This window comes from Dietzia massiliensis (genome assembly GCF_018390595.1).
Classification (GTDB): domain Bacteria; phylum Actinomycetota; class Actinomycetes; order Mycobacteriales; family Mycobacteriaceae; genus Dietzia; species Dietzia massiliensis.
The window spans coordinates 1-25,586 of the sequence record NZ_JAHBAV010000017.1 but is presented as its reverse complement, the minus strand read 5'-3'; the positions used below and the strand labels follow the sequence as shown (position 1 = coordinate 25,586).

Below are 25,586 nucleotides of genomic sequence, written 5' to 3'. Positions count from 1 at the left end.
AGGAGTTCGGAGCCGGGGTCCCGGTGGACCGGTACGAAACAAATTCCCTACGGCACCCATCCGGACCGGATGGCCCGCCGAAGCACTGGTGACCCACTGCACAGAGTCCCGCCAACTCGGCGGGGCCCTACCGAAAGGAAACGCACCATGGGCATCACGATCTCCCGGCGCGTCGCGTCGATCGCCGCGGCCGCCGCGGTCTCCGGTCTCGTCCTCGCCGGCTGCTCGAGCGACGAGGGAAGCGATACGGAGAACACCGCCGAGGGCACCGCCACCTCGGTCATGACCACCACGTCGGCGAGCGAGACCTCCACCATGGAGTCGGAGCCTGCCGGCATGCTCGTCGGCGCGGGCTGCGCGGACTACGCCGAGGCCAACCCGGAGGGCCCGGGCTCGGTCGAGGGTATGGCAATGGAGCCCGTCGCCACCGCCGCCTCTAACAACCCCATGCTCACCACGCTCACCTCGGCCGTCTCGGGCGGCGTCAATCCGGAGGTCGATCTCGTCGACACCCTGAACAGCGGCGAGTACACCGTGTTCGCCCCGATCGATGACGCCTTCGCGCAGATCGACGAGGCCACGATGCAGTCGCTGCAGACCGACGCCGACCTGCTCACCGGCATCCTGACCTACCACGTGGTGGAAGGTCAGGCCGCGCCCGATCAGGTCGTCGGCGAGCACACCACTCTCAACGGTGCGCAGCTCGAGGTCACCGGCTCGGGTGACGAGCTCATGGTCAACGGCGCCGGCGTCGTCTGCGGCGGCGTCCAGACCGAGAACGCCACCGTCTACCTCATCGACCAGGTGCTCATGCCCGAGGAGTGAGCAGACCGGCGTCCGGTGCCCTGAACACCTGACGCCACCTGCGGCAGGTGCCCTGAACACCCCGCCGAGGGCATCAGTGGGAGCCCTGAACTCCCACGCAACGCGACCCGGGCCCGGGCCGACACCACGTCGGTCCGGGCCCAGTCGCGTCAGAACCAGTCGTCGCGCATGTCCAGCGTCGTGCGGTCGCCGGCGGCCAGCAGGTCGAACTTGGCGTCGACGATCGGCAGCTCGCGGCGCAGGAAGTACTCGGCCGCCTTGAGCTTCCCGGCGGCGAAGGCGTCGGCGCCGGCACCGCCCGCCACCCGGTCACCCAGCGCGAGCAGCTGCTCGATCCAGATCCACGCGATCACCACGTGGCCGGTCGCCTCGAGGTACTCGGTGGCGTCGGCGAGGAACGCCTCCGGGTCGGTCGCGCCGACCTCAGCGAGCGAAGTGGTGACCTCGATGAGCCGGGTGACGCGCGGGCGCAGCAGCGAGGCCAACTCGGCGACGACCCCGCCGGCCGCGGCCGCCCGATCGCAGCTCTGGGTGATCCGCCCGGTGAGCGCTGTCAGTCCGGCGCCGCCGCCGGCGAGGACCTTCCGGCCGAGCAGGTCCTGCCCCTGGATGCCGTGGGTGCCCTCGTGGATCGGGTTGAGGCGGTTGTCGCGGTAGTGCTGTTCGACGTCGTAGTCGATCGTGTACCCGGCCCCGCCGAGCACCTGCACCGCCAGCTCGTTGGCCTTGAGGCACCACTGCGACGGCCACGATTTGGCGATCGGGGTGAGGACGTCCAGAAGCGTCTTCGCGGCCATCGACTCCTCCGGCGAGCCCGCCTTCTCGTCGTCGACCAGTCTCGCGCAGTACAGGCCCAGCGCCAGCGCGCCCTCCACGTACGATTTCTGGGCGAGCAGCATCCGCCGCACGTCCGTGTGACGGGTGAGCATCACCTGCGGAGTCGACGGATCGGCGCCGGCGGGCCGGCCCTGGGGCCGGTTTCGTGCGTAGTCCAGCGACTTGAGGTAGCCGGTGTAGCCGGTCGCGGTGGCGCCCAGGCCCACGCCGAGCCGGGCCTCGTTCATCATGGTGAACATCTTCTTGAGGCCGGTGTTCTCCTCGCCCACGAGGTACCCGACCGCGCCCGGCCGCCCGCCGGGGGTGTGTATGCCCTGCCCGAGGGTGGGCATCGTGTTGACCGTGCCGCGGAAGCCCATCTTGTGGTTGAGGCCGGTGATGACGATGTCGTTGCGCTCACCGAGCGAGCCGTCGTCGTCGACGAGGTACTTGGGCACGATGAACAGGCTGATGCCGCGGGTGCCGGCGGGGGAGCCGGGCACCTTGGCCAGGACGAGGTGGACGATGTTCTCGGCCATCTGGTGCTCGCCGCCGGAGATCCACATCTTCTGGCCGAACAGGCGGTAGGTACCGTCGGGCTGCGGCTCGGCGCGGGTGGTGATGTCGGCGAGGTTGGAGCCGGCGTGCGGCTCGGACAGGCACATCGTCCCCGTGTACCGGCCCTGGATCATCGGCTCGACGTACGTCCGGATCTGCTCGTCGGAGCCGTGTGCGAGCAGCAGGTTGGCGTTGCCGGTGGTGAGCAGCGGATAGGCGGCCGTGGAGATGTTGGCCGCGTAGAACCAGGCCATGCACGCCAGGTACGCGGTGTAGGGCAGTTGCATGCCGCCGACCCGCTCGTCCATCGCCGCGCCCACGAGGTCGGCCTCGGCGAACTTCGCCAGCGCCTCGCCGATCTCGGGGATGAGCTCGACCTCCTCGCCCACGAGCCGGGGCTCGGTGAGGTCGGCCTTGCGGAAGTGGGGCGCGAAGTAGGTCTCGGCGAGCTCGGCCGACAGGTCCAGCACGGCGTCGATCGTCTCGCGGGAGTGGTCGGCGTAGCGCTCGCGCCCGGTCAGCTCGGACACCCGCAGCCAGTCGTGCAGGAGGAAGTCGAGGTCGGCGCGGGACAGGAGGTGGGAGGGGGTCATGCCCCACAGGTTACTCGCGGGTGGCGCGCGCGAACTTCCGACCCATCTCGGTCATCGTCTTCTCGTAGGCGGCGGGCAGGAGCCGCTTGCCTCGGTAGGACTTCCGCGCCTCGGGGTCGGGGAGGATGAGGAACCGCCCGGCGTCGAGCCCGGTCATGACCTCGGCGGCGATCTCGGCGGCGCCACGCTCGGAGCGGTCGATGAGCTTGCTCGCGAACCCGCTGGCGGCGGGGTCGGAGGAGTTGAGGCTCGAGGCGAGGTTGGTGCGGAAGAACGACGGGCAGATCACGGACACGTCCACGCCGAACGGCTCGAGTTCCCAGCGCAGGCTCTCGGAGATCGCCACGACGGCGGCCTTGACGGCGGTGTAGGAGGACATGGTGGGCGGGTGCACGAGCCCGGCGAGGGAGGCGGTGTTGACGATCCGACCGCTGCCCTGCGCCTTGAGCATCGGCACGAACGTGCGGCAGCCGCGGGCCACGCCGAGCAGGTTGATGTCGACGATCTGCCGCCAGTCGTCCTCGGTGAGCATCTCGATGCGCCCGCCCTGGGCGATGCCGGCGTTGTTGACCAGCACGTCGAGGCCGCCCCAGATCGACTCGACCTCGTCGCGCGCGGCCTGCCACTCGTCCTCCGAGCGCACGTCGAGGCGCAGGTAGCGGGCGTCGGCGGGGATCGTGTCGGGCCGGGCGTCGGTGGGGGCCAGGTCGGTGACGATCACGCGGTCGCCGCGCTCGAGGAACGCGGTGGCCAGTGCCAACCCGAGTCCGGAGGCGCCGCCGGTGACGAGGACGCGGCGGTGGGTGTCGGCGGGGGAGGGGGACGACGACGAGAAGGGCAGTCGATCCCACCCGGGCAGCGGCAGGGCGGACAGGGAGACCGCGGGCAGGGAGAGTGTGGGGAGGGGGACCTTGGGCAGGCGCATGAGCCGAAACTACCGGTTCAGCCCGCGGGGAGCGGGGCGGGTTGCCCCGCGGCGCCGAGGAAGTCGGCGGCCATCTCCACCGCCGGGACCGAGGAGTCGGCGCCCTCGATGAGCACCGCCACGGCGATGTCGCCGGTCGATCCCACGAACCAACCGTGCGACGGGCCGCTGCCGACCTCGGCGGTGCCGGTCTTGCCGATCAGCCCCGGGACCGAGTTCGCGGCGGTCGCGGTGCCGCTGCGCACGACCTCCTCCATGTAGCGGCGCAGGGTGTCCACGACGCCCGGCGGCAGCGGCTCGGGGGAGTCATTGGCCACCGCGGGCATCCCCGTGACGACCTGCGGCAGGATCATCCGCCCACCGTTCGCGACCGAGGCCTGCATGACGGCCAGGCCGAACGGGCTGGCCAGTACCTCGCCCTGGCCGATCGCGGCCTCCACGCGCGCCGGGCCGCGGTCGGTGACGGGCACCGAGCCGGTGAACCACGACGGGCTCATCCCCGGCCCGGAGAAGCCGACCCCCAGGCCCAGCTGCGCGGCCGTGTCCTTCATGGCGGTCGGTTCGAGGCGGTCGCTGATGACGGCCTGGCTCGTGTTGCAGGAGCGGGCGAAGGCGGTCTCCAGGGGCACCGGGCCCAGGTTGAAGTCGTCGTCGTTGGGGATCGTCCGGCCGGAGACGGTGATCGACGCCGGGCACGGCACGATCTCGTCGGGGCCCACGACGCCCGACTGCAGAGCGGCGGCCGTGGTGACCACCTTGAATGTGGAGCCGGGCGGGAAGCGGCCCTCGAGCGACACTGGCCCCTGCTGGTCGGCGGCGGAGTTCTGCGCCACGGCCAGGATCCCGCCGGTCGACGGCTGGATGGCGACGATCGACGCCGCCAGTCCGGTGCCGGCCACCGCGTCCGCCGCGGCCTGCTGCACGGATATCTGGACGGTGGAGACGAGGTCCTCGACCTCCCCGACCGGCGCGCTGCCGAGCTCGATCGGTTCGACGCCCGGGTTGACGATCTCTGCACGCCACCCGCCCTCGGCCTGCAGCGCCGCGAGCCACGCGTCGGGCAGTCCGTCCAGCACCGGGGAGCGGAGCTCGCGGTCGGTGCGGATCAGCTGGCCCTGTTCGGGCAGGCTCACGCCGGGGACCGCGGCGAGTCGCTCGCGGATCGGGTCGATGTCGCTGGGCCGCAGCGCGACCACCTGGTACGGCTGGTCGCCGGCCTGCGCCATGCCGTCGCGGATCGACTGCCCGGTGATGGTCGGGGCGGCCGCGCTCACCAGGGCCGCGACCGCGTCGGCGCTCCCGGCGGCGTCCGGGGCGAGCGTCACCGCCGTGACCGGAGTCCACTGCAGCAGCGGCGCGCCCGTCCGGTCGAGGACGGACGTGTCGTAGTCGAGGATCTCGGAGAACGCCAGGTAGCCACCCGGTTCGAGACGGGTGTCGAGGATAGTCGGCGCCCACTGCACCTTCCACTGGTCGTCCACCTTGGTCGTGGCCGCCTCACCCGTGGTCGTGACCACGCGCGGCGCGGGCGACGGCTCACCGCCCCCGCCGGCCGGGTCGGCGCCGCCCTCGTCGTCGTCACCCTCACCCCCGCCGCCTCCGGCGACGCCCATGTCCCACGTGATCTCCACGGGCACGGGGTCCTTGTCGGGGCGCCGGTCCCCCTCGGGCGTGTCGATCGACAGGGTCGGCGTGAACCCCATCGACTCGATGTTCGCCGCGAGCGTCTCCTCCGCGGCGGCCGGGTCGGTGGTCATCGCGGCCGCCCCGGCGACGTCGCCGGCCTCGAGCGCGGAGAGGAACTGCTGGAGCTCGTCGGAGCCGGTGTCCCCGGTCAGCGCCGCGCAGCCGGACCCGACCATGACGACGGCGAGGGCCGCCGCAACCAGGCCGGCGGGCCGGCGAGTCCGGGGCCCGGACGCGCGGGGGTTGCGGCCGGATCGCGGCGAGGAGGAGAGCGGCTGGCGGAGGGGCGTGAGCGGCATTCCTCCACGAAACCAGACTCCGGCGCCGACCGCAGCAGCGTCGGCGCGCTGAGCTCGGGCCCGGCGCCGACCCGCTACCCTCGGGCGCCATGACCGACCCCCGCCCCGCGCCGACTCCCCGCTCCGCCCCGACGTCTCGCTCCGCGCGGGCACCCGCCGACCGTCCGGGCGCCTCGCCGGTGACCGCCGGCCTCGCGCGAGTCCTCGACGACCTCGTCCGGGTGCCGGGCACCAACTACCGCGTGGGGCTGGACCCGGTGATCGGCCTCGTGCCGGTGGTGGGTGACGCGGTGGGCACGGTGGTCGCCGCGGCCGTGTTCGCCGAGGCCGTGCGCAATCGCATCCCCGTCCACCTGCTGTTCCGCATGGGGTGGAACTACCTGGTCGACGCCGCGCTCGGCGTGGTGCCCCTCGTCGGCGACGTCGCCGACGTCGCGCACAAGGCCACCTCCAAGAACCTTCGGCTGGTGGACCGCGCCATCGCCGAGGGGCGCCGCGTGGACACCGACGCCCGCGGCTACCTCCTGCGCGCGGTCGGCGCCGTGGGGCTCATCCTGCTGGTGCTCCTCGGCCTGGTGGGCCTGGCGCTGTGGGGACTGCTCAGGCTCATCGGCCTGGTGTTCTGACCCGCGCCGCGCCGACGGGGAACGCCCCCGGGAGGCCAGTCCTCCCGGGGGCGTGTCGTCGCGGTGCGTGGGTCAGGCCGAGGTGACCGGCAGGAGGCGCCGGACCACGTCGTCGAGCGTGAGGACGCCCCGCACCTCGGAGACGTGGGTGCCCGGGTGCCCGCCGGACTGTTCGACGACGACGAGGTGGGCGCGCGCCTCACGCATCCTGCGGAACGCCTCGGCGACCGTCAGATCGTGCTCGAGGGACAGGCTCGGCCGCATGAGTTCCCGGGCCGTGGCGTCGCCGTCGACGTTGATCGCGTCCCGCGCGTGGACCACGCCGACCGCGGTGTCGTCCTCGAGGACCAGCAGGCGCAGATGGCCGGTGCGGCGGGCGGTGTCGCGGATCTCGTCCGGGCCCGCGTCGACGCCGACCGAGGACATCTCCTCGGGCACGGCGGGCTGATCGAGGTCGCGCTCGCCGAGCAGGTCGCCCACGGTGAGCTCCTGCAGCTCGAGGGCGCTGAGCAGCTGCCGCTGATGGGTGTCGTCGAGCGTCCCGGCCTCGCCGGAGTGCCGGACGAGCTCACGCAGCGAGTCGGCGTCCTGGCCCGCGGCGACCTCGTCCACGGCCTCGACGCCCAGGCGGTGCAGAATCGCGTTGGCGGTGTTGTTGAGCACGAGCAGCAGCGGGCGGGTCAGCCACAGGAAGCCGCGCATCGGCAGCGACAACAGGGTGGCCGAGTACTCGGGGTGGGTGATGGACCACGACTTGGGGGCCATCTCGCCCACCACGAGGTGCAGGAACGTGACGATGATCAGCGCCAGGATGAACGCGATGACGTCGGCGGTCCACAGCGGCAGCCCCCACCCGGCGAACACCGGGGTGAGCCAGTGGTGCACGGCAGGCTTGGTGATGGAGCCCAGCGCCAGCGCGCACAGCGTGATGCCGAGCTGGGCGCCGGCGAGCAGGAGCGTCAGCTCGGACGCGTTCTTGAGGGCCGCGCGGGCCGCGGCACTGTGCGCGGCGTCGTCCTCGAGCCGGTGCCGGCGGGCGGAGATGAGCGAGAACTCGACGGCCACGAAGAACGCGGACGCCGCGATGAGCAGGACGGTCGCCACCAGGACGACCCAGGGGTTGCTCATGATCCCACCGTCGGCGTCGGCGGCGAGAAGGGTGGTGGTGGGGGTCATCGTGCGGCCTCCTCGACCACGACGTGCAGTTCCGCGGGGACGCGGCGTTCGATGCGGCGGACCTCGGTCCGCAGGACGCGATCGGCGGAGATCTCCTCGAGGACGTCCGTGTCCGGCAGCGGGATGTCGACGCGGGCGCCGACGTCCGGCAGGTCGCCGATCGTCTCGATGACCAGGCCGCCGAGTGTCTCGGCGTCGACCTCGGGGAGGGTGATGTCGAGGAGACGCTCCACCTCGTCGAGGTGGGTGTCGCCGGTGACGACCCAGCCCAGCCCCTCGCTGACCGGGGCGTCCGCGGCCTGCGGGTCGTGCTCGTCCGCGATCTCGCCGACGATCTCCTCGGCCATGTCCTCCATGGTCACGACGCCGGCGAACCCGCCGTACTCGTCCACGACCACGGCCATCTCGGAGTTCTGGGCGCTCAGTCGGGCCGCCACCTCGGGCAGCGGCAGCGACGTGGGCACCCGGATCGGGGCGCGCATCACCGTCGACACCTGGGTCAGCGAGCCGTCGGTGTCGTCGCCACAGAGCACGAGGAGGTCGTGCAGGTCGACGATGCCGATCACGTCGTCGGAGTCCTCGCCCACCACGGGGTAGCGGGTGTGTCCCGTCGCCATCTTGGACAGCACCTCGTCGACGGAGTCCTCGGCGCGGACCACGTCGGTGCGCGAACGCGGGATCATCGCGTGCTCGGCCGGCTGCCCGGGGAAGTCGAGCATCCGGTCGAGGAGCCGACTGAGCTCGGGGGAGAGTTCGCCGGCCTCGCCCGACTCGGCGACGATGTGCTCGAGGTCGCGAGCGGTGGCCGAGTGCTCCTTGTCGTGCACGGGCTCGATGCCGACCGCCTTGAGCAGCGCCTCGGAGGCCTTGTCGAACAGGCCGATGATCCAGCCGAACACGGCGAGGTAGATGGCGGTGGACCGGGCCAGCCACCGGGCCACGGGCTCGGGCTTGGCGATCGCGAGGTTCTTCGGCACGAGCTCGCCGAAGAGCATCTGGACGACGGTCGAGAACAGCAGTGCCAGGACCGTGCCCACGCCCACGCCGACGGCCTGCGGCACCGAGGCGAGGCCGAGGAGGTCACCGATCGCCCGGCCGATGAGCGGTTCGGCGACGTACCCCACGACGAGGGTGGTGACGGTGATCCCGAGCTGTGCGCCCGAGAGCATGAACGACGTGCGTCTGGTGACGCCGAGGACCCGTTCGGCGACGGGGTCGCCCTTCTCGGCCGCCGCCCCCATGCGGGAGCGGTCGACGGCCATGAAGGCGAATTCCTGGGCCACGAAGTAGCCCGTCAGCGCGGTGATCGCGAGTACGACCACGACGCCCACTAGTAGTGAGAGCGCGATGCTCATCCGGTGTGCCCCCTTCCGTGAAGGGGGCTGGTAGATCGGGCCGGGGTGTCGGCTCGGCTCACTGGAGGTGCTCCTGCGCTCATCGGGTTGCACCCCGGGCCGGTCGCCCGAGGGTTGATTCCTCCGATTGTCCTGTCCCGGGTGGGAAATGTCGACTCCCACCTGTGGGGCGAGATCGACGGCAGTGTTTGTCCCGCAGGAAAAGCAGGAGTAACACTGTCCGTCATGACAACTCGGAATGCCGAGGTGGCTCTCGCCGATACGGACCGCAGGTTCTTCGGCCATCCACTCGGATTGGCGAACCTGTCGGGCATCGAACTGTGGAGCGGTTCAGCTTCTACGGCATGCAGGGCCTGCTGGCGTACTACATCTACTACGCGGTCGGGGACGGCGGACTCGGGTACTCCGAGCAGATCGCGGCGTCGATCGTCGGTGCCTACGGCGGTCTGGTCTACGCCTCCGCGATCCTCGGCGGCTGGATCTCGGACCGCATCTTCGGTGCGGAACGGACCCTGTTCGGGGCGGCCGTACTCATCATGCTCGGCCACCTGTCCCTGGCCGTCGTGCCGGGCCCCATCGGGCTGGGGATCGGCCTCGTGTTCGTGGGCGTCGGCGCCGGCACCCTCAAGGCCACCACGTCGACGGTGGTCGGCGACATGTACCGGCGGACGGACGACCGGCGCGACGCGGCGTTCTCGATCTACTACATGGCGGTGAACATCGGCGGCCTCACCGGCCCGCTGATCACCGGGGCACTGTGGGACGTCCACGGCTTCCACTGGGGCTTCGGTGCCGCGGCGGCGGGCATGGCGATCGGCCTCATCCAGTACGTCGCGATGCGTGGTGCCACGCTCAAGGGCGTCGGGGCGGTCGTGCCCGACCCGCTCCCGCGGCCGCAGCGGGTCCGCGCACTGGTCATCGGCGTGGTCGTGGTGGTGCTCGTCGCGGCAGCGCTGGCCTTGGGCCTCATTCCGCTGGAGTCCCTGGCGGACATCGTCACCGCGATCGCCGTGGTCGGCGCCGTCGCACTGTTCGCGCTGCTGATCACCAGCCCCAAGACGCAGCCCGACGAGCGGAGCCGGGTCGTCTCTTTCATCCCGATGTTCGTCGCGTCCGTGGCGTTCTGGGCGCTGTTCCAGCAGCAGTTCACGGTGATCGCGATCTACTCGGACCAGCGTCTAGACCGCAACCTGGGCGGCTGGGAGATGCCGGCGAGCTGGGTCCAGTCCATCAACCCGCTCTTCATCATCATCTTTGCCGCGGTCTTCGCGACCCTGTGGGTGAAGCTCGGTAGCCGTCAGCCCTCCAGCCCGATCAAGTTCGCGCTCGCGAACCTCATCATGGGCATCGCCTACCTGGTGTTCCTGTTCTTCGTCGGCAGCGTCGCGACCCCGCTGCTCGGCATCGTCGGGATCCTGTTCCTGTTCACCATGGCCGAGCTGCTGCTCTCCCCGGTCGGGCAGTCGCTGTCGACCAAGCTCGCGCCGGAGGCGTTCAAGACGCAGATGGTCGCGCTGTTCTTCCTCAGCGTCTCCATCGGCAGTGCGCTGTCCGGCGTGCTCGCGGGGTACTACGACCCGAACGACGCCGGGGCCGAGCGCAACTACTTCCTGGTGCTCGGCGTCGCGTCGATCGTCCTGGCCGGGATCATCGCCGCGCTGTCGCCGTGGATCCGCAAGAACATGATGGGCGTGCGCTGACGCACCTCGTATCAGGAGGCGGCCGGGACGGCGGTGTTCAGTCGGCCGAGCCGGTCTGCCAGACCTCCCACGGCACGGACCAGTCACCGTTCTGCCAGATCTCCAGCTCGGGCCCGCCGGTGCCGCGGACCTCGACGACGTCCCCGGTGACCGCCTGGTCGAAGTACCACTTCGCGTCCGCGGGCGAGAGGTTGAGGCAGCCGTGTGAGGTGTTGGTGTTGCCCTGTGCCCACATCGACGACTCCAGGGCGTGGAAGTAGATCCCGTCGTTGGAGATGCGCACGCCGTGGTCGACGGTGACCCGGTAGCCGGCGGACAGGGGCAGGCCGTAGGTCGTGGAGTCCATCAACACCGAGCTGGACTTGTCCAGGACGGTGTAGGTCCCCGGCTGGGTCCAGAAGTGCATGGTCACGCCGCCGTACGTGGCCCAGCCGCCCTTGCCCATGGAGGTGGGCATGGTCTTGAGCAGTTCGCCGTTGCGGTACACGGAGACCGTTTTGGTCGCGTCGTCGGCGATCGCGATGCGGCGGTCGCCGATGGTGAAGTCGGCCTCCGCTCCGGCGCCACCCCACTGGTCGCCGCCGAGGTCGCGACCCTCGGTGTCGAGTTCGACCCGCACCCGGGTGCCGGTCTCGTAGTAGTCCTTCGGACGCCAGTGTGCCGAGGAGTCGTCGACCCAGAACCAGTTGCCCTGCACCGCGGGCGAGGTGGTGACCTTCATGTACTTCTCAGCTTCATCGCGGTCCGCGATGGGCTGATCGAAATCGGCCACGATGACGATCCCGACTCCGTATTCACGGTCCGACTCCAGCGGGCCGCCGCCGGTCGTCCTCAGGGTGGGCGTCACGACGGCCGCTGGGTCGGCCATGCTGAAGGTCCGGGTGTCGGTCCGCGGCCCGCCGACCGTGCCCTCGTAGGTGATCTCCAGGGTGTAGGTGCGCCCGAACCCGAGCGTGACGGCCGGCTTCCACTCCGATCCGTCGCGGGAGAGCTCGCCCTCGATCTGCTTGCCGGCGTCGTTGGTGAGCACGGCGTTCGTGATGGTGCCGTTCTCGACGGTGGCCCGGACGCCGTCGACCACGGCGACGTCCGTGGCGCCGTTGGCCGGGACGACCTCCAGAGTCGCCGGGGCGGGCGCCTGCGCGGTGGGCTCGGTGGGGGTCGTCTCCCCGGCGGAGCCGGTCGATACCGGGATGGTGCACCCGGCGACGATGAGGATCAGCGCGAGCAGTCCGGCGAGCAGGGCGAGGGGGCCCGCAACCGCCGGAAGAGAGGGGGTTCCAGACCTGGACACGGACATGCAGCAACTCCGAAGCGAAAGCGTGGGGGAGCCGGTGAATCACGGCTTATGTCGACATGATGCACTCCGGGTCCGACACGGAGCCAATCCCAGACGGGCCGGCGACCCAACTGTTGTGGAGTTGTGACCGCCGCCGGGTCCGCGCGCTCGCTCCAGAGACGGTCGGCGGGGACGCGGACGGAGGAGTACAACGGAGGCCATGAGTATCGATCGACCAGTGACCATCATCGGCGGCCACGGCAAGGTCGCCCTCCGCGCCGCCCGGATCCTGTCGGACGCGGGCGCGGAGGTGCGCTCGGTGATCCGCAACCCGGACCACGCCGACGACATCCGGGCGGCGGGCGCCACCCCCGTCGTGGCGGACGTCGAGAAGCTCGACGTCGAGGGCCTCCGCGAGGTCGTCCGGGGCAGCGGCTCCGTCGTCTGGTCCGCCGGCGCCGGCGGCGGCAATCCCGACCGCACCTACGCGGTCGACCGCGACGCGGCGATCCGCTCGATGGACGCGAGCGTCGCCGAGGGCGTGGAGCGCTACGTCATGGTGTCCTACGACGGCGCCGGGCCCGATCACGGCGTGCCGGAGGACAACGCGTTCTTCCCGTACGCCGAGGCCAAGGCGGCGGCAGACGCCCACCTGCGCGAGTCCGATCTGCAGTGGACCATTCTGGGACCCGGGGCGCTGACCGACGAGCCCGGCGGCGAGACGATCGCGCTGGGCGCGGACAAGCGCGAGGACCGGGCGACCAGTCGGGACGCGGTCGCCGAGGTCATCGCGGCCGTCCTGCGTCGGCCCGACACCGTCCGCCGCACCATCGAGTTCTCCGACGGGGACACCCCGATCGGCGAGGCCCTGACGAGGGACTGACGCCGGGTTATCCTCACCGGGTGAGGATCCTCGTGGGCGGTTCGTGGATCACCGTGATCTGCGCACTGCTCACCGCGTCGTGGAGCGTCCCGCAGTACATCATCACCGACACCGTCACGCTCAACTCGCACCCGTTGTTCGTGGTGCTGTTCCTGTTCCCGGCGCAGATCGGCGTACCGGTGTGCCTGTTGGTGGCGCTCAACTCGCTGCTGATGGGACTCCGTCGTCAGCTCACCACGTTGCCGAGGCGGTTCCTCGCGGGCGGTCAGCTCGTCACGGTCGTGCTACTGGGCATCTGCGCGGCGCTGCTGATCTCGCCCACCGCGTTCGGTCGGGAGTTCATCATCATGGCGCTGGCGTTCCAGGTGGGCCAGGTGCTGGTCGCGGTCGGGCTGGTCCTGCACCTGCTCCGCCGGCGCCGCCATCGCCGTGCGGCGGAGAGCGCGCGCGTCGGCTGAACCGCCACGCGCGTCGGCTGAGCCGAGCGGGGCACGCGCGCGGGGGCGGGCTGACACCATGGACCGCATGCGTGCCATCCACATCTCCAGCCATGACGGTCCTGCCGCCCTCGAGGTGGTCGATCTCCCCGAGCCGGAGCCCGGCGCGGTCCTGATCGACGTCCACGCCGCCGGCGTGACGTTCCCCGAGGTTCTCCAGACCCGTGGCAGGTACCAGATCTCTCCGCCTCTGCCCTTCATCCCGGGATCGGAGGTCGCGGGCGTGGTGCGGTCCGCGCCCGAGGGATCGGGATTCGCCGCGGGGGACCGCGTGTTTGCCTTCCCCGGCCTGGGTGGCTTCGCCGAGGTCGTGGCGACCGAGCCGTCCCAGGTGTTCCACCTGCCGGAGAACCTCAGCTTCGTCCAGGGCGCGTCGATCCCGATGAACGTGCTCACCGTCCACTTCGCGCTGGCCCACCGCGGTCGACTGCAGCCGGGTGAGACGGTGCTCGTGCACGGCGCGGGCGGCGGGATCGGCATCGCCGCCACCCAGTTCGCCACCGCCCTGGGGGCCCGCGTCATCGCCGTGGCCTCCACCGAGGAGAAGCGGGAGCTCGCGCGGAAGGCCGGCGCGACCGACGTCATCGCACCCGAGGGATTCAAGGACGCCGCGAAGGAGCGCACGGGCGGCAAGGGCGTCGACATCGTCGTCGACCCCGTGGGCGGCGACCGGTTCACCGACTCCATCCGCGCGCTGGGCCAGGAGGGACGGATCCTCGTCATCGGCTTCACGGCCGGGGAGATCCCCACGGTCAAGGTCAACCGCCTGCTGCTGGGCGACAAGAGCGCGGTCGGCGTCGGCTGGGGCGAGTACTGGATGTCGAACCCCGGTTACCTGCAGAAGCAGTGGGCCGAGGTCGAGCCGCTGCTGGCCGCCGGCAGACTCGACCCGCTCGTCGGCGCAGAGTTCCCGCTCGAGAAGGCCTCCGAGGCGCTCGAGCTCATGGACGGCCGCGGCGCCGTCGGCAAGATCGTCCTCACCACCGGCCGCTGACCCGACCCGCATCGGGGCGGGCCAGGGGGCTGTCCGGGGCAGGCCGGGTGGGGTCGGGCGGCGTCAGCGCACCAGGGCCTGCAACCGCCGCCCGGCCTCGGCGAGCACCTCGGGCCGCTTGCAGAACGCGAACCGCACCAGGTGCGACCAGTCGTCGGTGAACGCGTCGGTGAACGGCGCGAACGGCACCGCCGCCACCCCGACCTTCTCCGGGAGCTCGAGGCACCACGCCGCCGCGTCGGTCACCCCGAGCGGGCCGGGATCGGCGGTCAGAAAGTACGTGCCCTGTGCGACGACGAGGTCGAACCCGACCCCCGTGAGGATCCCCGCCAGCTCGTCCCGCCGGGTCTGCATGTCCTCCCGCAGCGTCGCGATCCACTCCTGCTCGTGGCGCAGGGCGTGCGCGACGGCCGGCTGCAGCGGCGAGGCGACGGTGAAGCTCATGTACTGCCGCGCGGTCCGCGCCCCTTCGACGAGGTCCGCCGGCCCGGTGAGCCACCCGATCTTCCAGCCCGTGCAGTTGAGCAGCTTCCCCGCGCTGGAGATCCGCAGCGTCCGCTCCGCCATCCCGGGCAGCGTGGCGATCGAGACGTGTTCGACCCCGTCGTAGGTGAGGTGGGAGTACACCTCGTCGGAGATCGCGATCGCGTCGAACTCGTGGCACAGGGCCGCGATCTCCTCGAGGTCCTCCCGCGGCAGCACGGCGCCCGTGGGATTGTGCGGCGTGTTGACCAGCACGGCCCGCGTCCGCGGTGAGAACGCGTCCCGCAGCGAGTCCACGTCGAGTCGGATATGGCCGCCCGAGCGGACCAACCGCGCGGCGCGACGGGTGGCGCCGGCCATCGCCACCGCGGCTACGTAGGAGTCGTAATACGGCTCGATGACGACCACCTCGTCGTCGTTCTCCACCAGGCCCACCACCGCGGCGGCGATGGCCTCCGTCGCGCCGACCGTCACCAACGTCTCGGTGTCCGGATCGTGCACCAGACCGGTGCGCGCGGTCTCGTCGGCGACGATCGCATGACGCAGCTCGGGGATCCCCATGCCGGGCGGGTACTGGTTGTGGCCGTCGCGCAGGGCGCGCACCGCCGCCTCGATCATCGACTCCGGCCCGTCCGTGTCCGGGAACCCCTGTCCCAGGTTGATCGCGTCGAACTGCGTGGCCAGGCGTGAGACCTCGGTGAAGATCGTCGTGGCGTGGGGCGCGAGTCTGCGGACCGTCATGGGGGAAGCCTAGGTGTCCCGGCGGGGGCGGTGGTCCCGGGCCGGGCCTACCATGGGCGGCATGTCCGAGCCCTTCTCCGCCGCCACGCCCGCCCCGATCGGTGCCGCCGCCAGCGGCCAGGCCACCAGGGTCGGCCCGTGCACCCAGCGCCGGGCCGTGCTGGCCGCCCTGCCCGGGATCATCCTGCTGCCGGGCATCGCCTCCGCGTGCGGGATGACGGAGCCGGCGCAGCCGCCGTCGACCGTGCAGCAGACCACCACGGTGCCCGCGACCACCGTCCCGGCCGCCGAGATCCCCGTCGGCACGGCCAAGCAGTTCAAGGCCGGCGACTCGACGGTGATCGTCGCCCAGCCCACCGAGGGTGAGTTCGTCGCCTACTCCGCGCGCTGCACCCACCAGGGCGGTGTCGTCCAGGTGATCGAGGGTATGACGCTGCGCTGCCCGCTCCACGGCGCCGAGTACGACGCCACCGACGGCCGCAACACGCTCGCCCCCGCGCCGCGCCCGCTCGACGTCGTGCCGGTCAGCGAGTCCGGCGGGCAGCTCACCCTCGGCTGACGCCCGGCCGGACGCGCGGGTTGCGGCGCGACCCCGGACAGGGGTACAACGGGAACACGTTCTCAGGGCGGGGTGAAACTCCCCACCGGCGGTGATGTCATCGACCCCATGGTCGGCGGCGAGCCCGCGAGCGCCCCGCACGCGCGGGGGTCAGCAGACCCGGTGTGATCCCGGGGCCGACGGTCATAGTCCGGATGGAAGAGAACCTCGCGTCACCCGATGCGGACCCGGCCGGCGACGGTCGTGGCCGGGCGGGCGTCGTGGCACAAGCCCTGGGCCGTGGAGTGTAGAGCCCGTGAAAGGGGCACACGATGAGCCTCCTCGTGGAATTCCTCGACGCGCAACTGGTGATCGGCGGAGTCCCGATCCTGTGGCGCGAGATCATCGGCAACGTCTTCGGCCTGGCCGCCGCGATCGGTGGCATGCGCCGCGTGGTTTGGGCATGGCCGGTGGGGATCGTCGGCAACCTCACCCTGCTCACCGTCTTCCTCGGCGGCGTCTTCCACACCCCGCAGGACGTCGACCTCTACGGCCAGGCCGGCCGGCAGGTGATGTTCCTCGCGGTGGGCGTGTACGGCTGGTGGCAGTGGTCGCGGACGCGGCGGGCCAACGCGACCGCTGCTGCCGCGGCGGCCGCCCACGGTGGGCCCGTCGCTGACGCGCCCGCGGTACGACCGCACTGGGCGACGGGCCGTCAGAGGGCCGGGCTCGTGGTGGGGATTCTCGTCGGCACGCTGCTGTTCGGCTGGATCTTCGCGCAGCTCGGCTCGTGGGGCCCGTGGGCGGACGCGTGGATCTTCACCGGCTCGATCCTCGCGACCTACGGCATGGCCCGCGGCTGGACGGAGTTCTGGCTGTTGTGGATCGCGGTCGACGTCGTGGGCGTTCCGCTGCTGCTCAAGGCCGGCTACTACCCGTCGGCGGCGTTGTACCTCGTGTACGCGGCGTTCGTCATCTGGGGGTTCGTGGTGTGGTGGCGCGTCGACCTGGCGGAGCGAGCGGCGGCGGCCACGGCCGTCGGGAGGACGGAGTCGCTGGCGGAGCCGCAGCGGGCGTAGTTCCGCTGCCGGGTACGCACCGCTGCGTCGATCCGCCCTCCGATTCGCGACTTGCCCTCCGATTCACGATTCGCCCTCCGGAGTACGCTCCGCGCTAGGAACTCCGCGGGCGGATCGTAATTCGAGGGGCCGATCGTAATCCGAGGGGCCGATCGTGATCCGGAGGGGGCGGATCGTGGCCCGAGGGGCGGATCGCAAGCCCCGCGAACACCGAGCCCGACACCAGCGCTCCGGCCGTGGGTTCGGGAGTGCCCGCCCTTTCACGTCGCGCCACCTATCCGATTTCACGCCCCCTAAGGGGTCCGATAGGTGTCGCGTGATCAGATAGGTGGCGTTCGCAGGGGCAGTCACAAACCGCCGCTCACCGCCGCTGTCAGCGCGAACGGCCCCGCGGACGGCCCTCGTGGACGGCCCCGCCGCGAACGACCCCCGCGGACGTCGAGCTCGCGCGCGCTGTCAGTCGGCCCAGCGCCGCGCGTGCAGCAGGACGTCGATCGCGGTGGCCCTGCCGGCCGGCCGCAGATCGTGGCGCAGAGAGATCACCTCGAGGCCCTCTGCACCGCGGGCGAGGTCGGCGACACCGGGCAGGAGCGTCGGGTCCTGGGGCCCGCCGACCCCGCGACGAAGGTTCTCGGCGGCGTGGCCCAGGTAGACGAGGTGCCCGCCGGGCCGCAGCCAGGTGCCGGCATCGCGGAGCACGGCGCTGAGTTCGGGCAGGTCGAGGTGGAGGAAGCCCACCACGACGAGGTCGACCGGCTCGGCGGGCGTCCAGGTCCGAGCGTCGCCGACCACCCAGTCGACGCTGCCGCTGCGGCCCTCGTCGGAGTCCTTGGCCCGGGCCTGCTCGATCGCGACCTCGGAGAAGTCCACGGCCTGCACCCGCCAGCCGTGCGCGGCGAGCCAGCGGGCGTGCCGGCCGTCACCGCACGCGAGGTCGACGGCGGTGCCCACCCCGAGGCCGGCATCCTCCGCGGCCGTGACCTCCGCGACGATCCGGGCGGCCGGGGTCGTCCCCCAGGCGTCGGGCTGCGCGAGGTAACGGGCGTTCCATGCGGAGGCGTCCACGGGCGGTGGTCCTTTCGGTCGAGTGTGGGAGAGGTCGGGTGTGGGAGAGGTCGAGTATGGGAGAGGTCGGGTGGGGCGGACAGGAGGGAGGGCGACTACGACCCGCGCACCTCGCGCATGGGCGGACGCTCGCCGGGGGCGACCCGGACGGTCTCGGCGCGAAAGCCGCCGTCGTCGGGGTCGCGCCGGTGCAGGGTGAGGGTGTCGCCGGGGGCGTCGGCGCCGGTCACGCGTCCGTGGCGCCGCAGCCGGCTCAGCATCGCCAGGTGCTGGTGCATGGCCATCACGGCCAGGGCGGAGTCGGGGGAGTGGCGGTGCACGCGTCGCCCCCGGTCCACCTGGGCGAGCGCGTCGAGACCGTACGCCTCGTAGAGGTCCACGAGGATGCCGAGGTCGACGCCGTACGCGCCGGCGAAGGGGATGGACTCGAGCGCCTCGCGCGTCCCCGCGTACTCGCCGGCGAGCGGCTGGACGAATCCGCCGAGGTCGGGCCAGTGGGTGGCGATCAGGGGCCGGGCGACGAGTTCGGTGACGCGGCCGCCGCCGGCGGGCAGGACGGTACGGCCGTCGTCGAGGGGCCGGTCGTAGGCGCCCTTGCTGAACACGACGCCGGGTTCGGTGAGCAACGGCCCGAGCAGTCCGGTCGCGAACGCGGGGTCGAAGTCGCGCAGGTCGGAGTCGAGGAACGCGATGATGTCACCGTCGGTGGCGGCGAGCGACTTCCACAGCGCCTCGCCCTTGCCGGGCACGTCGCCCAGGCCGGGGAGGACCTCGCCCTGGGCCACGACTCGGGCGCCGGCGGAGCGCGCCACCTGTGCGGTGGCGTCGGTGGAGTGGGAGTCGACGACGACGAGCTCGTCGATCAACGGCACGCCCTGCACGAGCTCGGAGTGCAGGGCGGCGACAATCGCGCCGACGGTCGACTGCTCGTCGCGGGCGGGCAGCACGACCGAGATGCGGCGGCCCGCCTTGGCCGCGACGAGGTCGCCGGGGCGGAAGTCGGCCGCGCGGTAGGTTCGTCGCGCCGACCAGGCACGAACCGGGTCCGCCCGGTCGGCGAGGGTCGTCCGCGAATGCTCGGTCACGCCCGCGATCCTGCCAGAGCCGGGGCCGTGGGGGTCTCGCGCGCCCGGGCCCGGGTGGGAGCGGTGTGCCACGATGCACGTATGGACTTCTCCCCGTCGCCGCGCGCCGCCGAGCTCACCGCCGCGGTCCGCGAGTTCATCGACGCCCACATCGCCCCGGTCGAATCGGACATCCACGCGGACATCGCCCGCCGCCGCCTGTCCGGGCAGGACCCGTGGGCGGTGGACCCGCGGGTCGGGGAACTCCAGGCGCTCGCGCGCGAGCAGGGACTGTGGAACCTCTTCCTGCCGGCCGGCCACGAGGGCCCCTACGCGGAGCGCTACGGCACGCGGGGCGGCACGGGCCTGAGCAACACCGACTACGCCCCGGTCGCGGAGGAGATGGGCCGTTCGTTTCTCGCGCCGCTGGTGTTCAACTGCAACGCCCCGGACACGGGGAACATGGAGGTCCTGCTCAAGTACGGCTCGCAGGAGCAGAAAGACCGCTGGCTGGACCCGCTGCTGGCCGGGGAGATCCGCAGCGCGTTCCTCATGACCGAGCCGGCCGTGGCCTCCTCGGACGCCTCGAACATGGCGGCCACGGCGCGGATCTCCGGCGACGAGGTGGTGCTCGACGGCCGCAAGTGGTGGTCCACGGGCGTCGGGCACCCCGACTGCAAGGTGGGCATCTTCATGGGCGTGTCCGACCCGGACGCGCACCGCTACCTGCGTCACTCGATGGTGCTGGTCCCCATGGACGCCCCCGGCGTGACGGTGGAACGGATGCTCATCGCGCAGGGCGTCCACGACGAACCGCTCGGCCACGGCGAGGTCACGCTCACCGGCGTGCGGCTGCCGGTGTCGAACATCATCGCCGGCCCCGGCCGGGCCGCGGAGATCGCGCAGGGCCGCCTGGGCCCGGGCCGCATCCACCACTGCATGCGGCTCATCGGCCTGGCCGAGATGGCGCTGGACCTGGCGTGCCGTCGTGCCTCCGAGCGGGTGGCGTTCGGCAAGCCGATCGTCAACCTCGGCGGCAACCGCGAGCGCCTGGCCGGGGCCCGCATCGCGATCGACCAGGCCCGCCTGCTCGTCCAGCACGCCGCGTGGAGGCTCGACACCGAGGGACAGGCGGCGGTCGAGGTCAGCGCGATCAAGGCCGCGGTCCCGAAGATGGCGCAGGAGGTCATCGACATGTCCCTGCAGTTGCACGGCGGTGGCGGGATGAGCGACGATTTCCCGCTGGCCGGGGCGTACGCCACCGCGCGGTCGCTGCGACTGGCCGACGGCCCGGACGAGGTCCACCTCGCCGTCGTCGCCCGCGCCATGCTCGCCCCCTACCGCGACGCCGCCGCGGCCCGGACCACCGCCGACGCCGGGGCCGACCGGTGAGCCCGCGCGACGGTATGGCCGACGACGACGCCGCGCTGCGCCGCCGGGTCCCCGGCACCGGCGCGGTGCGCGCCGAGGACGCGTTCGACGTGGAGGCCGTCGCCGCGTGGTTGCGGTCGATCACCCCCGACGACCCGGACGTGCTCGCCGGCGTGGACCTGAGCGACGACGACGAGCCGGTCCTCCCGGAGGTTCGCCAGTACACCGGCGGCGCGTCGAACCTCACCTACCTGCTGCGCTACCCTGGCGCGGACCTGGTCCTGCGGCGCCCGCCGTCGGGGACCAAGGCCCGCGGCGCGCACGACATGAGGCGCGAGTACCGCGTCCAGTCGGCGCTGCGGCCGGTCTACCCGCTGGTGACGCGCATGGTCGGGTTCTGCGACGACCACTCGGTCATCGGCTCGGACTTCTACGTCATGGAACGCATGGCGGGCACCATCCTGCGCAAGAACCTGCCCCGCGACCTGCGCCTCGACCGGGTCACGACCCGGCGCCTGAGCGAGTCGGCCGTGGACGCGCTGGTGGACCTGCACGCGGTGGACGTCGCCGCCGCCGGACTGGAGGACCTCGACCGGGGCGAGGGCTACGTGCGCCGCCAGGTCGAGGGCTGGTCCGCCCGCTACCGCCGCGCCCGCACGCCGGACGTCCCGGACTTCGCGCCGGTGATGAAGTGGCTGCACGCGAACCAGCCCGAGGACGTCGGCCACTGCCTGGTCCACAACGACTTCCGGTTCGACAACCTCGTCCTGGACCCCGACGACGTCACCCGGGTGATCGGCGTCCTGGACTGGGAGATGGCCACCGTCGGCGACCCGCTCATGGACCTGGGCGGCGCGCTGGCCTACTGGGTCCAGGACGACGACGGCCCGCTGTTCAAGGCCTTCCGTCGCCAGCCCACGAACGCGCCGGGGATGCTCACCCGACGGCAGGTCGTCGAGCGGTACGCGCGCCGCGCAGGCCTGGACATCACCGACGAGCAGTGGCGCTTCTACGAGGTGTTCGGCCTGTTCCGGCTCGCGGTGATCGCCCAGCAGATCAACCACCGCTACTACCACGGGCAGACCACAAACCCGGCCTTCCGCGCGTTCCGCCCCGGGGTGGCGTTCCTCGAGCAGCGCTGCCTGCGCCTCATCCGCACCGGCGACGGGCGCCTGTCACCCACGCGGATCTCCCCGAAGGACGTGATCCCGGAACTGCTCGGCGTGCCCCGCGTGGCGCTACCGCTGCTCGCCGGCGGCGTCCACGACGCCCGCGGCAAGGTCACCGGCGTCCTCGGCGGGCTCCCCGTCATCGGCGGTCTGGTCCGCGGCGCGGGGGGTGAGCGCTGATGGGCGCCATCCACCTCGTCCGCCACGGTCAGGCCTCGTTCGGCAGCGGTGACTACGACCGGCTGTCCGAGACCGGACACCTGCAGGCGCGCCTGGCCGGTGAGGACATGGCCGCCCGCGGCCTGCGGCCCGACGTCATCATCCACGGCGGCATGCGGCGCCAGCGCGAGACCGCCGAGGGCCTGCTCGAGGGCCTGCGCGCGCACGGCGACGTTGACTGCCCCGTCGAGATAGACGAGCGGTGGGCGGAGTACGACGCCGACGCCGTCCTCGAGGCCGCGCGCGTGGCCGGCCTGTCCGCCGAGCACGGCACCCTCGACTCGGCGGGCTCCTCCGACGAGGCCAAGCAGGCCTTCCAGCGCGAGCTCGACGCGGCGCTGGGCCACTGGTCGGGGCTCGAGGCGTTCGCCCGGTACCGCGCCGACGCCGAGGCCGCCCTCGCCGACGCCGCCGCCCGGTCCGGCAGCGGCAGGACGACCCTCGTCGTGTCCTCGGCCGGCACCATCTCGCTGGCGGTGGCGACGCTGCTGGCGGACCCGGAGGGTGTCGTCGGGTTGTGGACCCGCCTGCAGCGTGTGACGGTGAACACCGGCACGGCCCGTGTCGTGGTGGGTCGGGGCGGGATGACCTGCATCGCGGTCAACGAGCACCAGCACCTCGAACGGGCGGCCGGACCGGATGACCCGCGGCGCCTGATCACCCTCCGGTGAGCGGGCGGCGGGACACGACCTCAGGAGAGACGCCCGATGCCCACGTTCCGACGCGGTCACACGACGATCGCCTACACCGACACCGGCGCGCCCGCCGGTCGTGAGGACGCCCCCGTGGTGCTGTTCGCCCACGGTCTGCTGTTCTCCGGCTGGATGTTCCACCCCCAGATCGCCCGCCTGCGGGACCGCTACCGCTGCGTGACGATCGACTTCCGCGGCCAGGGCAACTCGCCGCGTGCCCTCGGCGGGTACGACATGGACACCCTCACGGTGGATGTCGCCGAACTGCTGCGGCACCTGCAGATCCCGGTGGTCAACTTCGTGGGGCTGTCCATGGGCGGGTTCGTGGGCATCCGGCTGGCCGCCCGCAATCCCGAGACCGTGCACACCCTCACGCTCATGGACACCGCCGCCACCGCCGAGGAACCGGCCAACCGCCGCAAATACCGGACCCTGTCGGCGGTGTACCGCGTCGCCGGCATCCGTCCCGTCCGGTCGCGGGTCGCGCCGATCATGCTCGCCGAGGGCAACCTCGACGCCCCCTGGATCGACGAGTGGATGGCGATGCTCGAGCGCACCGACCGGGCCGGACTCGTCAAGGCGATCGAGTCGGTCGCCGACCGGGACCCGTGCGAGGACGAGGCGATCCGGATCATCGCCCCCACGCTGGTCATGGTGGGCGCCGAGGACGCGGCCACGCCGCCGGAGAAGTCCCGCCGGCTGGTCGAACTGATCGCGGACTCGCGGTACCGCGAGATACCCGGGGCCGGGCACTCGCCCACCCTGGAACGCGCCGAGGAGGTCACCACCATCCTCGAGGCGTTCCTCTCCGAATACGACATGTGAAGACAGGGAATCGATGAGAGCGGAGCGCTCTGCCGTGGAGAAGTCAGGGTCAGCGGGAGGGTGGGTCGGCGTCGTCACCGGCCGGATCTCCGCCTGGGTGATGCTGGTGGCGGTCCTGCTGGTGAGCGGGGCGGTGTTCGCGTTCGCCTCGTCGGAGAGCTCGTCCGAGGCGCCGCAGACCCTGCCCGACGACTCCGAGGCCGCGCTCGTCTCCGAGATCCAGCGGGAGTTCCCCGACTCCGGCTCGGTGCCCGCGGTCCTCGTGGTGACCCGGGAGGACGGCGGTGAGCTCGGGCCCGAGGGCATCGCGGCCGCGGTCGGCGCCGGTGAACGCATGGCCGAGATCGTGGGGACCCCGCCGCAGGGGCCGATCCCGTCCGACAACGGCGCCGCCGCTCTGGTGCTCGTGCCCGTCGACTCGTCGCTCATCTCCGGCGGCGAGGGCCGCGAACTCGTCGAGGACATGCGGGGCGCCGTCGCCGAGGGGCTCGACGACGGGCTGAGCGCGCAGCTCACCGGCGGCCCCGCGTTCGCCGCGGACACGGCCGCCGCGTTCGAGGGCGCCGACTTCCGGCTCCTCGCCGCCACCGCGCTGGTCGTCGCGGTACTGCTCATCATCACCTACCGCTCGCCGGTCCTGTGGCTGGTGCCGCTGCTCATCATCGGCGTCGCCGACCGGGTCGCGGCTCTGCTCGTCTCGCTGGTCGGCGAGGCCGCGGGCGTCACCGTCGACGCCTCGACCTCCGGCATCGTCTCCGTACTCGTCTTCGGCGCGGGCACCAACTACGCCCTGCTGCTGGTCTCCCGCTACCGCGAGGAGCTGCGCAGGACCGAGGACCGCCGCACCGCGCTCCGCGACGCCTACCGCGGCGCGGTCCCGGCCGTCCTCGCCAGCAACATCACGGTCGTCCTCGCGCTGCTCACCCTGCTGCTGGCGACCCTGCCCAACTACCGCTCGCTCGGCCTGTCCGCTGCGGTCGGCCTTCTCGTCGCGCTGGTCTACGCGCTCATCGCCCTGCCCGCCGCGCTCGCCGTGTGCGGCCGCGGCCTGTTCTGGCCGTTCATCCCGCGGCCGGGCCAGCACCACGGTCGCCACGAGGCGGGGTCGGGGCCCGCCACGCCAGAGGGTTTCGACGAGGAGGTGCCTCCCGGGGTCTGGGGCCGCATCGCCGCGCGCGTCGTGAAGCGCCCGGTGACGGTGCTGGTCTCCTGCGTCTTGCTGCTGGCGGTCCTCGCGCTGGGACTCATCGGCACCCGCGTCGGCCTGAGCCAGACCGAGCAGTTCCGCACCGCGTCCGAGTCCGCCGCCGGTCTGGAGACCGCGGCCGAGCACTTCCCGGCCGGCGTCACCGACCCGGTCACCGTCCTCACCCGCACCGGGACCGAGGCCGGGGTCGCGGAGGCCGCGCAGGGCGTCGAGGGCGTCGTGTCCGCCCGCCCCGCAGGGGAATCGGGAACCGGGTGGAGCCGCGTCACCGTCGTGCTCGACGCCGCCCCCGCCACCGACCGGTCCGAGGACAGCGTGGTCGCGCTGCGCGAGGCGGTCGACACCGTGCCCGGCTCCGAGGCGCTCGTCGGCGGGTCCGTGGCGGAGGCCGTCGACACCTCCGAGGGCAACATCCGGGACCTGACGCTCATCGCGCCGCTCATCCTGCTCGTGGTGTTCGTCGTCCTCATCCTGGTGCTGCGGTCGCTCGTCGCGCCGCTGCTCGTCCTCACCGCGACGGCGCTGTCGTCCGTCGCCGCGCTCGGGCTCGGCACGTTCGTCACCACCCAGATCCTGGGCTTCCCGGGCCTCGACGTCGCGGTGCCGCTGTACAGCTTCCTGTTCCTCGTGGCCCTCGGTGTGGACTACTCGATCTTCCTCACCATCCGGGCCCGCGAGGAGGCCGCCACCCACGCGACCCGGGAGGCGATGGTCCGCGCCGTCGCCCTCACCGGCGGGGTCATCACCTCGGCCGGCATCGTGCTCGCCTCGGTGTTCGTGGTGCTCGGCGTCCTGCCGCTCATCGTGCTCACCCAGGTCGGCGTGATCGTCGCCCTCGGCGTGCTGCTCGACACCTTCATCGTCCGCACCCTGGTCGTCCCGGCGCTGTTCACCCTCGTCGGGGACAAGGTCTGGTGGCCG

Annotated in this window: 21 protein-coding genes, 1 pseudogene and 1 riboswitch; of the genes and pseudogenes, 13 read left to right on the top strand and 9 right to left on the bottom strand. The window is 72.1% G+C overall.

Annotated elements, in window-relative coordinates; all coding sequences use genetic code 11:
• Positions 1-147: 147 nt before the first annotated feature.
• Complete coding sequence (locus KHA85_RS06760; protein ID WP_131885121.1) at positions 148-825, top strand: fasciclin domain-containing protein; 678 nt, start codon at positions 148-150, stop codon at positions 823-825.
• A 149-nt stretch (positions 826-974) separates the two neighbouring features.
• Here the strand turns inward: KHA85_RS06760 and KHA85_RS06755 are convergent, their stop codons facing one another.
• Genes KHA85_RS06755 through KHA85_RS06745 form a run of 3 tightly spaced genes read right to left on the bottom strand, consistent with a single transcriptional unit; the run spans position 975 to position 5,702 of the window.
• The gene (locus KHA85_RS06755) at positions 975-2,792 is read right to left on the bottom strand and encodes an acyl-CoA dehydrogenase (protein ID WP_213185229.1); all 1,818 of its coding nucleotides are present in this window, start codon (positions 2,790-2,792) and stop codon (positions 975-977) included.
• Between the two features lie 10 nt (positions 2,793-2,802).
• A complete protein-coding gene (locus KHA85_RS06750) occupies positions 2,803-3,717 on the bottom strand; it encodes an SDR family NAD(P)-dependent oxidoreductase (RefSeq protein WP_213185228.1) in 915 nt (304 codons plus the stop codon).
• Between the two features lie 17 nt (positions 3,718-3,734).
• A complete protein-coding gene (locus tag KHA85_RS06745) occupies positions 3,735-5,702 on the bottom strand; it encodes a penicillin-binding transpeptidase domain-containing protein (RefSeq protein ID WP_236885309.1) in 1,968 nt (655 codons plus the stop codon).
• A gap of 89 nt (positions 5,703-5,791) precedes the next feature.
• Between KHA85_RS06745 and KHA85_RS06740 the strand changes: the two genes are divergently transcribed.
• A complete protein-coding gene (locus KHA85_RS06740; protein WP_236885308.1) occupies positions 5,792-6,328 on the top strand; it encodes a DUF4112 domain-containing protein in 537 nt (178 codons plus the stop codon).
• A gap of 72 nt (positions 6,329-6,400) precedes the next feature.
• Here the strand turns inward: KHA85_RS06740 and KHA85_RS06735 are convergent, their stop codons facing one another.
• Complete coding sequence (locus KHA85_RS06735) at positions 6,401-7,504, bottom strand: hemolysin family protein (RefSeq protein WP_236885307.1); 1,104 nt, start codon at positions 7,502-7,504, stop codon at positions 6,401-6,403.
• Positions 7,501-8,859, bottom strand: a complete 1,359-nt coding sequence (locus tag KHA85_RS06730) for a hemolysin family protein (RefSeq protein WP_213185227.1) — start codon at positions 8,857-8,859, stop codon at positions 7,501-7,503. The genes KHA85_RS06735 and KHA85_RS06730 overlap by 4 nt, the downstream gene beginning before the upstream one ends.
• 225 nt (positions 8,860-9,084) lie before the next feature.
• Between KHA85_RS06730 and KHA85_RS06725 the strand changes: the two are divergent.
• A pseudogene (locus KHA85_RS06725) lies at positions 9,085-10,559 on the top strand (peptide MFS transporter).
• 37 nt (positions 10,560-10,596) lie between these two features.
• Here KHA85_RS06725 and KHA85_RS06720 read toward each other — a convergent pair.
• Positions 10,597-11,859, bottom strand: coding sequence for a L,D-transpeptidase (locus tag KHA85_RS06720; RefSeq protein ID WP_213185226.1), 1,263 nt, complete (start codon positions 11,857-11,859; stop codon positions 10,597-10,599).
• Positions 11,860-12,058: 199 nt separating this feature from the next.
• Between KHA85_RS06720 and KHA85_RS06715 the strand changes: the two genes are divergently transcribed.
• The 3 genes from KHA85_RS06715 (at position 12,059) to KHA85_RS06705 (ending at position 14,212) form a co-directional block, all read left to right on the top strand.
• A complete protein-coding gene (locus tag KHA85_RS06715; RefSeq protein WP_213185225.1) occupies positions 12,059-12,721 on the top strand; it encodes an SDR family oxidoreductase in 663 nt (220 codons plus the stop codon).
• A gap of 20 nt (positions 12,722-12,741) precedes the next feature.
• Positions 12,742-13,179 (top strand): hypothetical protein, encoded by a 438-nt coding sequence (locus KHA85_RS06710; RefSeq protein ID WP_213185224.1) that lies wholly within the window; start codon positions 12,742-12,744, stop codon positions 13,177-13,179.
• A gap of 67 nt (positions 13,180-13,246) precedes the next feature.
• Positions 13,247-14,212 carry an NADPH:quinone oxidoreductase family protein gene (locus tag KHA85_RS06705; protein WP_213185223.1) on the top strand — a complete coding sequence of 322 codons (966 nt, stop codon included), beginning with the start codon at positions 13,247-13,249 and terminating at the stop codon, positions 14,210-14,212.
• Between the two features lie 63 nt (positions 14,213-14,275).
• Here KHA85_RS06705 and KHA85_RS06700 read toward each other — a convergent pair whose 3' ends face one another.
• Positions 14,276-15,436 (bottom strand): pyridoxal phosphate-dependent aminotransferase, encoded by a 1,161-nt coding sequence (locus tag KHA85_RS06700; protein WP_213185222.1) that lies wholly within the window; start codon positions 15,434-15,436, stop codon positions 14,276-14,278.
• A 61-nt stretch (positions 15,437-15,497) separates the two neighbouring features.
• On the opposite strand from KHA85_RS06700, the gene KHA85_RS06695 reads away from it, so the two are divergent.
• Together KHA85_RS06695 and KHA85_RS06690 are read left to right on the top strand one after the other, a co-directional pair.
• On the top strand, positions 15,498-15,995 hold the full coding sequence (locus KHA85_RS06695) for a Rieske (2Fe-2S) protein (RefSeq protein WP_236885306.1): 498 nt from the start codon (positions 15,498-15,500) through the stop codon (positions 15,993-15,995).
• Between the two features lie 54 nt (positions 15,996-16,049).
• Positions 16,050-16,205: riboswitch (FMN riboswitch) on the top strand.
• A 101-nt stretch (positions 16,206-16,306) separates the two neighbouring features.
• Positions 16,307-17,053 carry a nicotinamide mononucleotide transporter family protein gene (locus tag KHA85_RS06690; RefSeq protein ID WP_213185220.1) on the top strand — a complete coding sequence of 249 codons (747 nt, stop codon included), beginning with the start codon at positions 16,307-16,309 and terminating at the stop codon, positions 17,051-17,053.
• A 456-nt stretch (positions 17,054-17,509) separates the two neighbouring features.
• Here the strand turns inward: KHA85_RS06690 and KHA85_RS06685 are convergent, their stop codons facing one another.
• Together KHA85_RS06685 and KHA85_RS06680 are read right to left on the bottom strand one after the other, a co-directional pair.
• Positions 17,510-18,118, bottom strand: coding sequence for a class I SAM-dependent methyltransferase (locus KHA85_RS06685; protein ID WP_213185219.1), 609 nt, complete (start codon positions 18,116-18,118; stop codon positions 17,510-17,512).
• A gap of 95 nt (positions 18,119-18,213) precedes the next feature.
• Positions 18,214-19,203: a glucosyl-3-phosphoglycerate synthase gene (locus KHA85_RS06680; RefSeq protein WP_213185218.1), complete on the bottom strand. Its 990-nt coding sequence runs from the start codon at positions 19,201-19,203 to the stop codon at positions 18,214-18,216.
• Positions 19,204-19,284: 81 nt separating this feature from the next.
• Here KHA85_RS06680 and KHA85_RS06675 point away from each other — a divergent pair, with 81 nt between their 5' ends.
• The 5 genes from KHA85_RS06675 to KHA85_RS06655 form a co-directional block, all read left to right on the top strand.
• Complete coding sequence (locus tag KHA85_RS06675) at positions 19,285-20,574, top strand: acyl-CoA dehydrogenase family protein (RefSeq protein WP_213185217.1); 1,290 nt, start codon at positions 19,285-19,287, stop codon at positions 20,572-20,574.
• Positions 20,571-21,902, top strand: coding sequence for a phosphotransferase family protein (locus KHA85_RS06670; RefSeq protein ID WP_438802046.1), 1,332 nt, complete (start codon positions 20,571-20,573; stop codon positions 21,900-21,902). Before KHA85_RS06675 ends, KHA85_RS06670 begins: the two co-directional genes overlap by 4 nt.
• Entirely contained in the window at positions 21,902-22,612 is a 711-nt protein-coding gene (locus KHA85_RS06665) for a histidine phosphatase family protein (RefSeq protein WP_007628789.1), read from the top strand. Before KHA85_RS06670 ends, KHA85_RS06665 begins: the two co-directional genes overlap by 1 nt.
• 36 nt (positions 22,613-22,648) lie before the next feature.
• The gene (locus tag KHA85_RS06660) at positions 22,649-23,458 is read left to right on the top strand and encodes an alpha/beta fold hydrolase (RefSeq protein ID WP_213185216.1); all 810 of its coding nucleotides are present in this window, start codon (positions 22,649-22,651) and stop codon (positions 23,456-23,458) included.
• A gap of 100 nt (positions 23,459-23,558) precedes the next feature.
• On the top strand, positions 23,559-25,586 hold a 2,028-nt coding region (locus KHA85_RS06655; protein WP_236885310.1), incomplete at its 3' end, for an MMPL family transporter.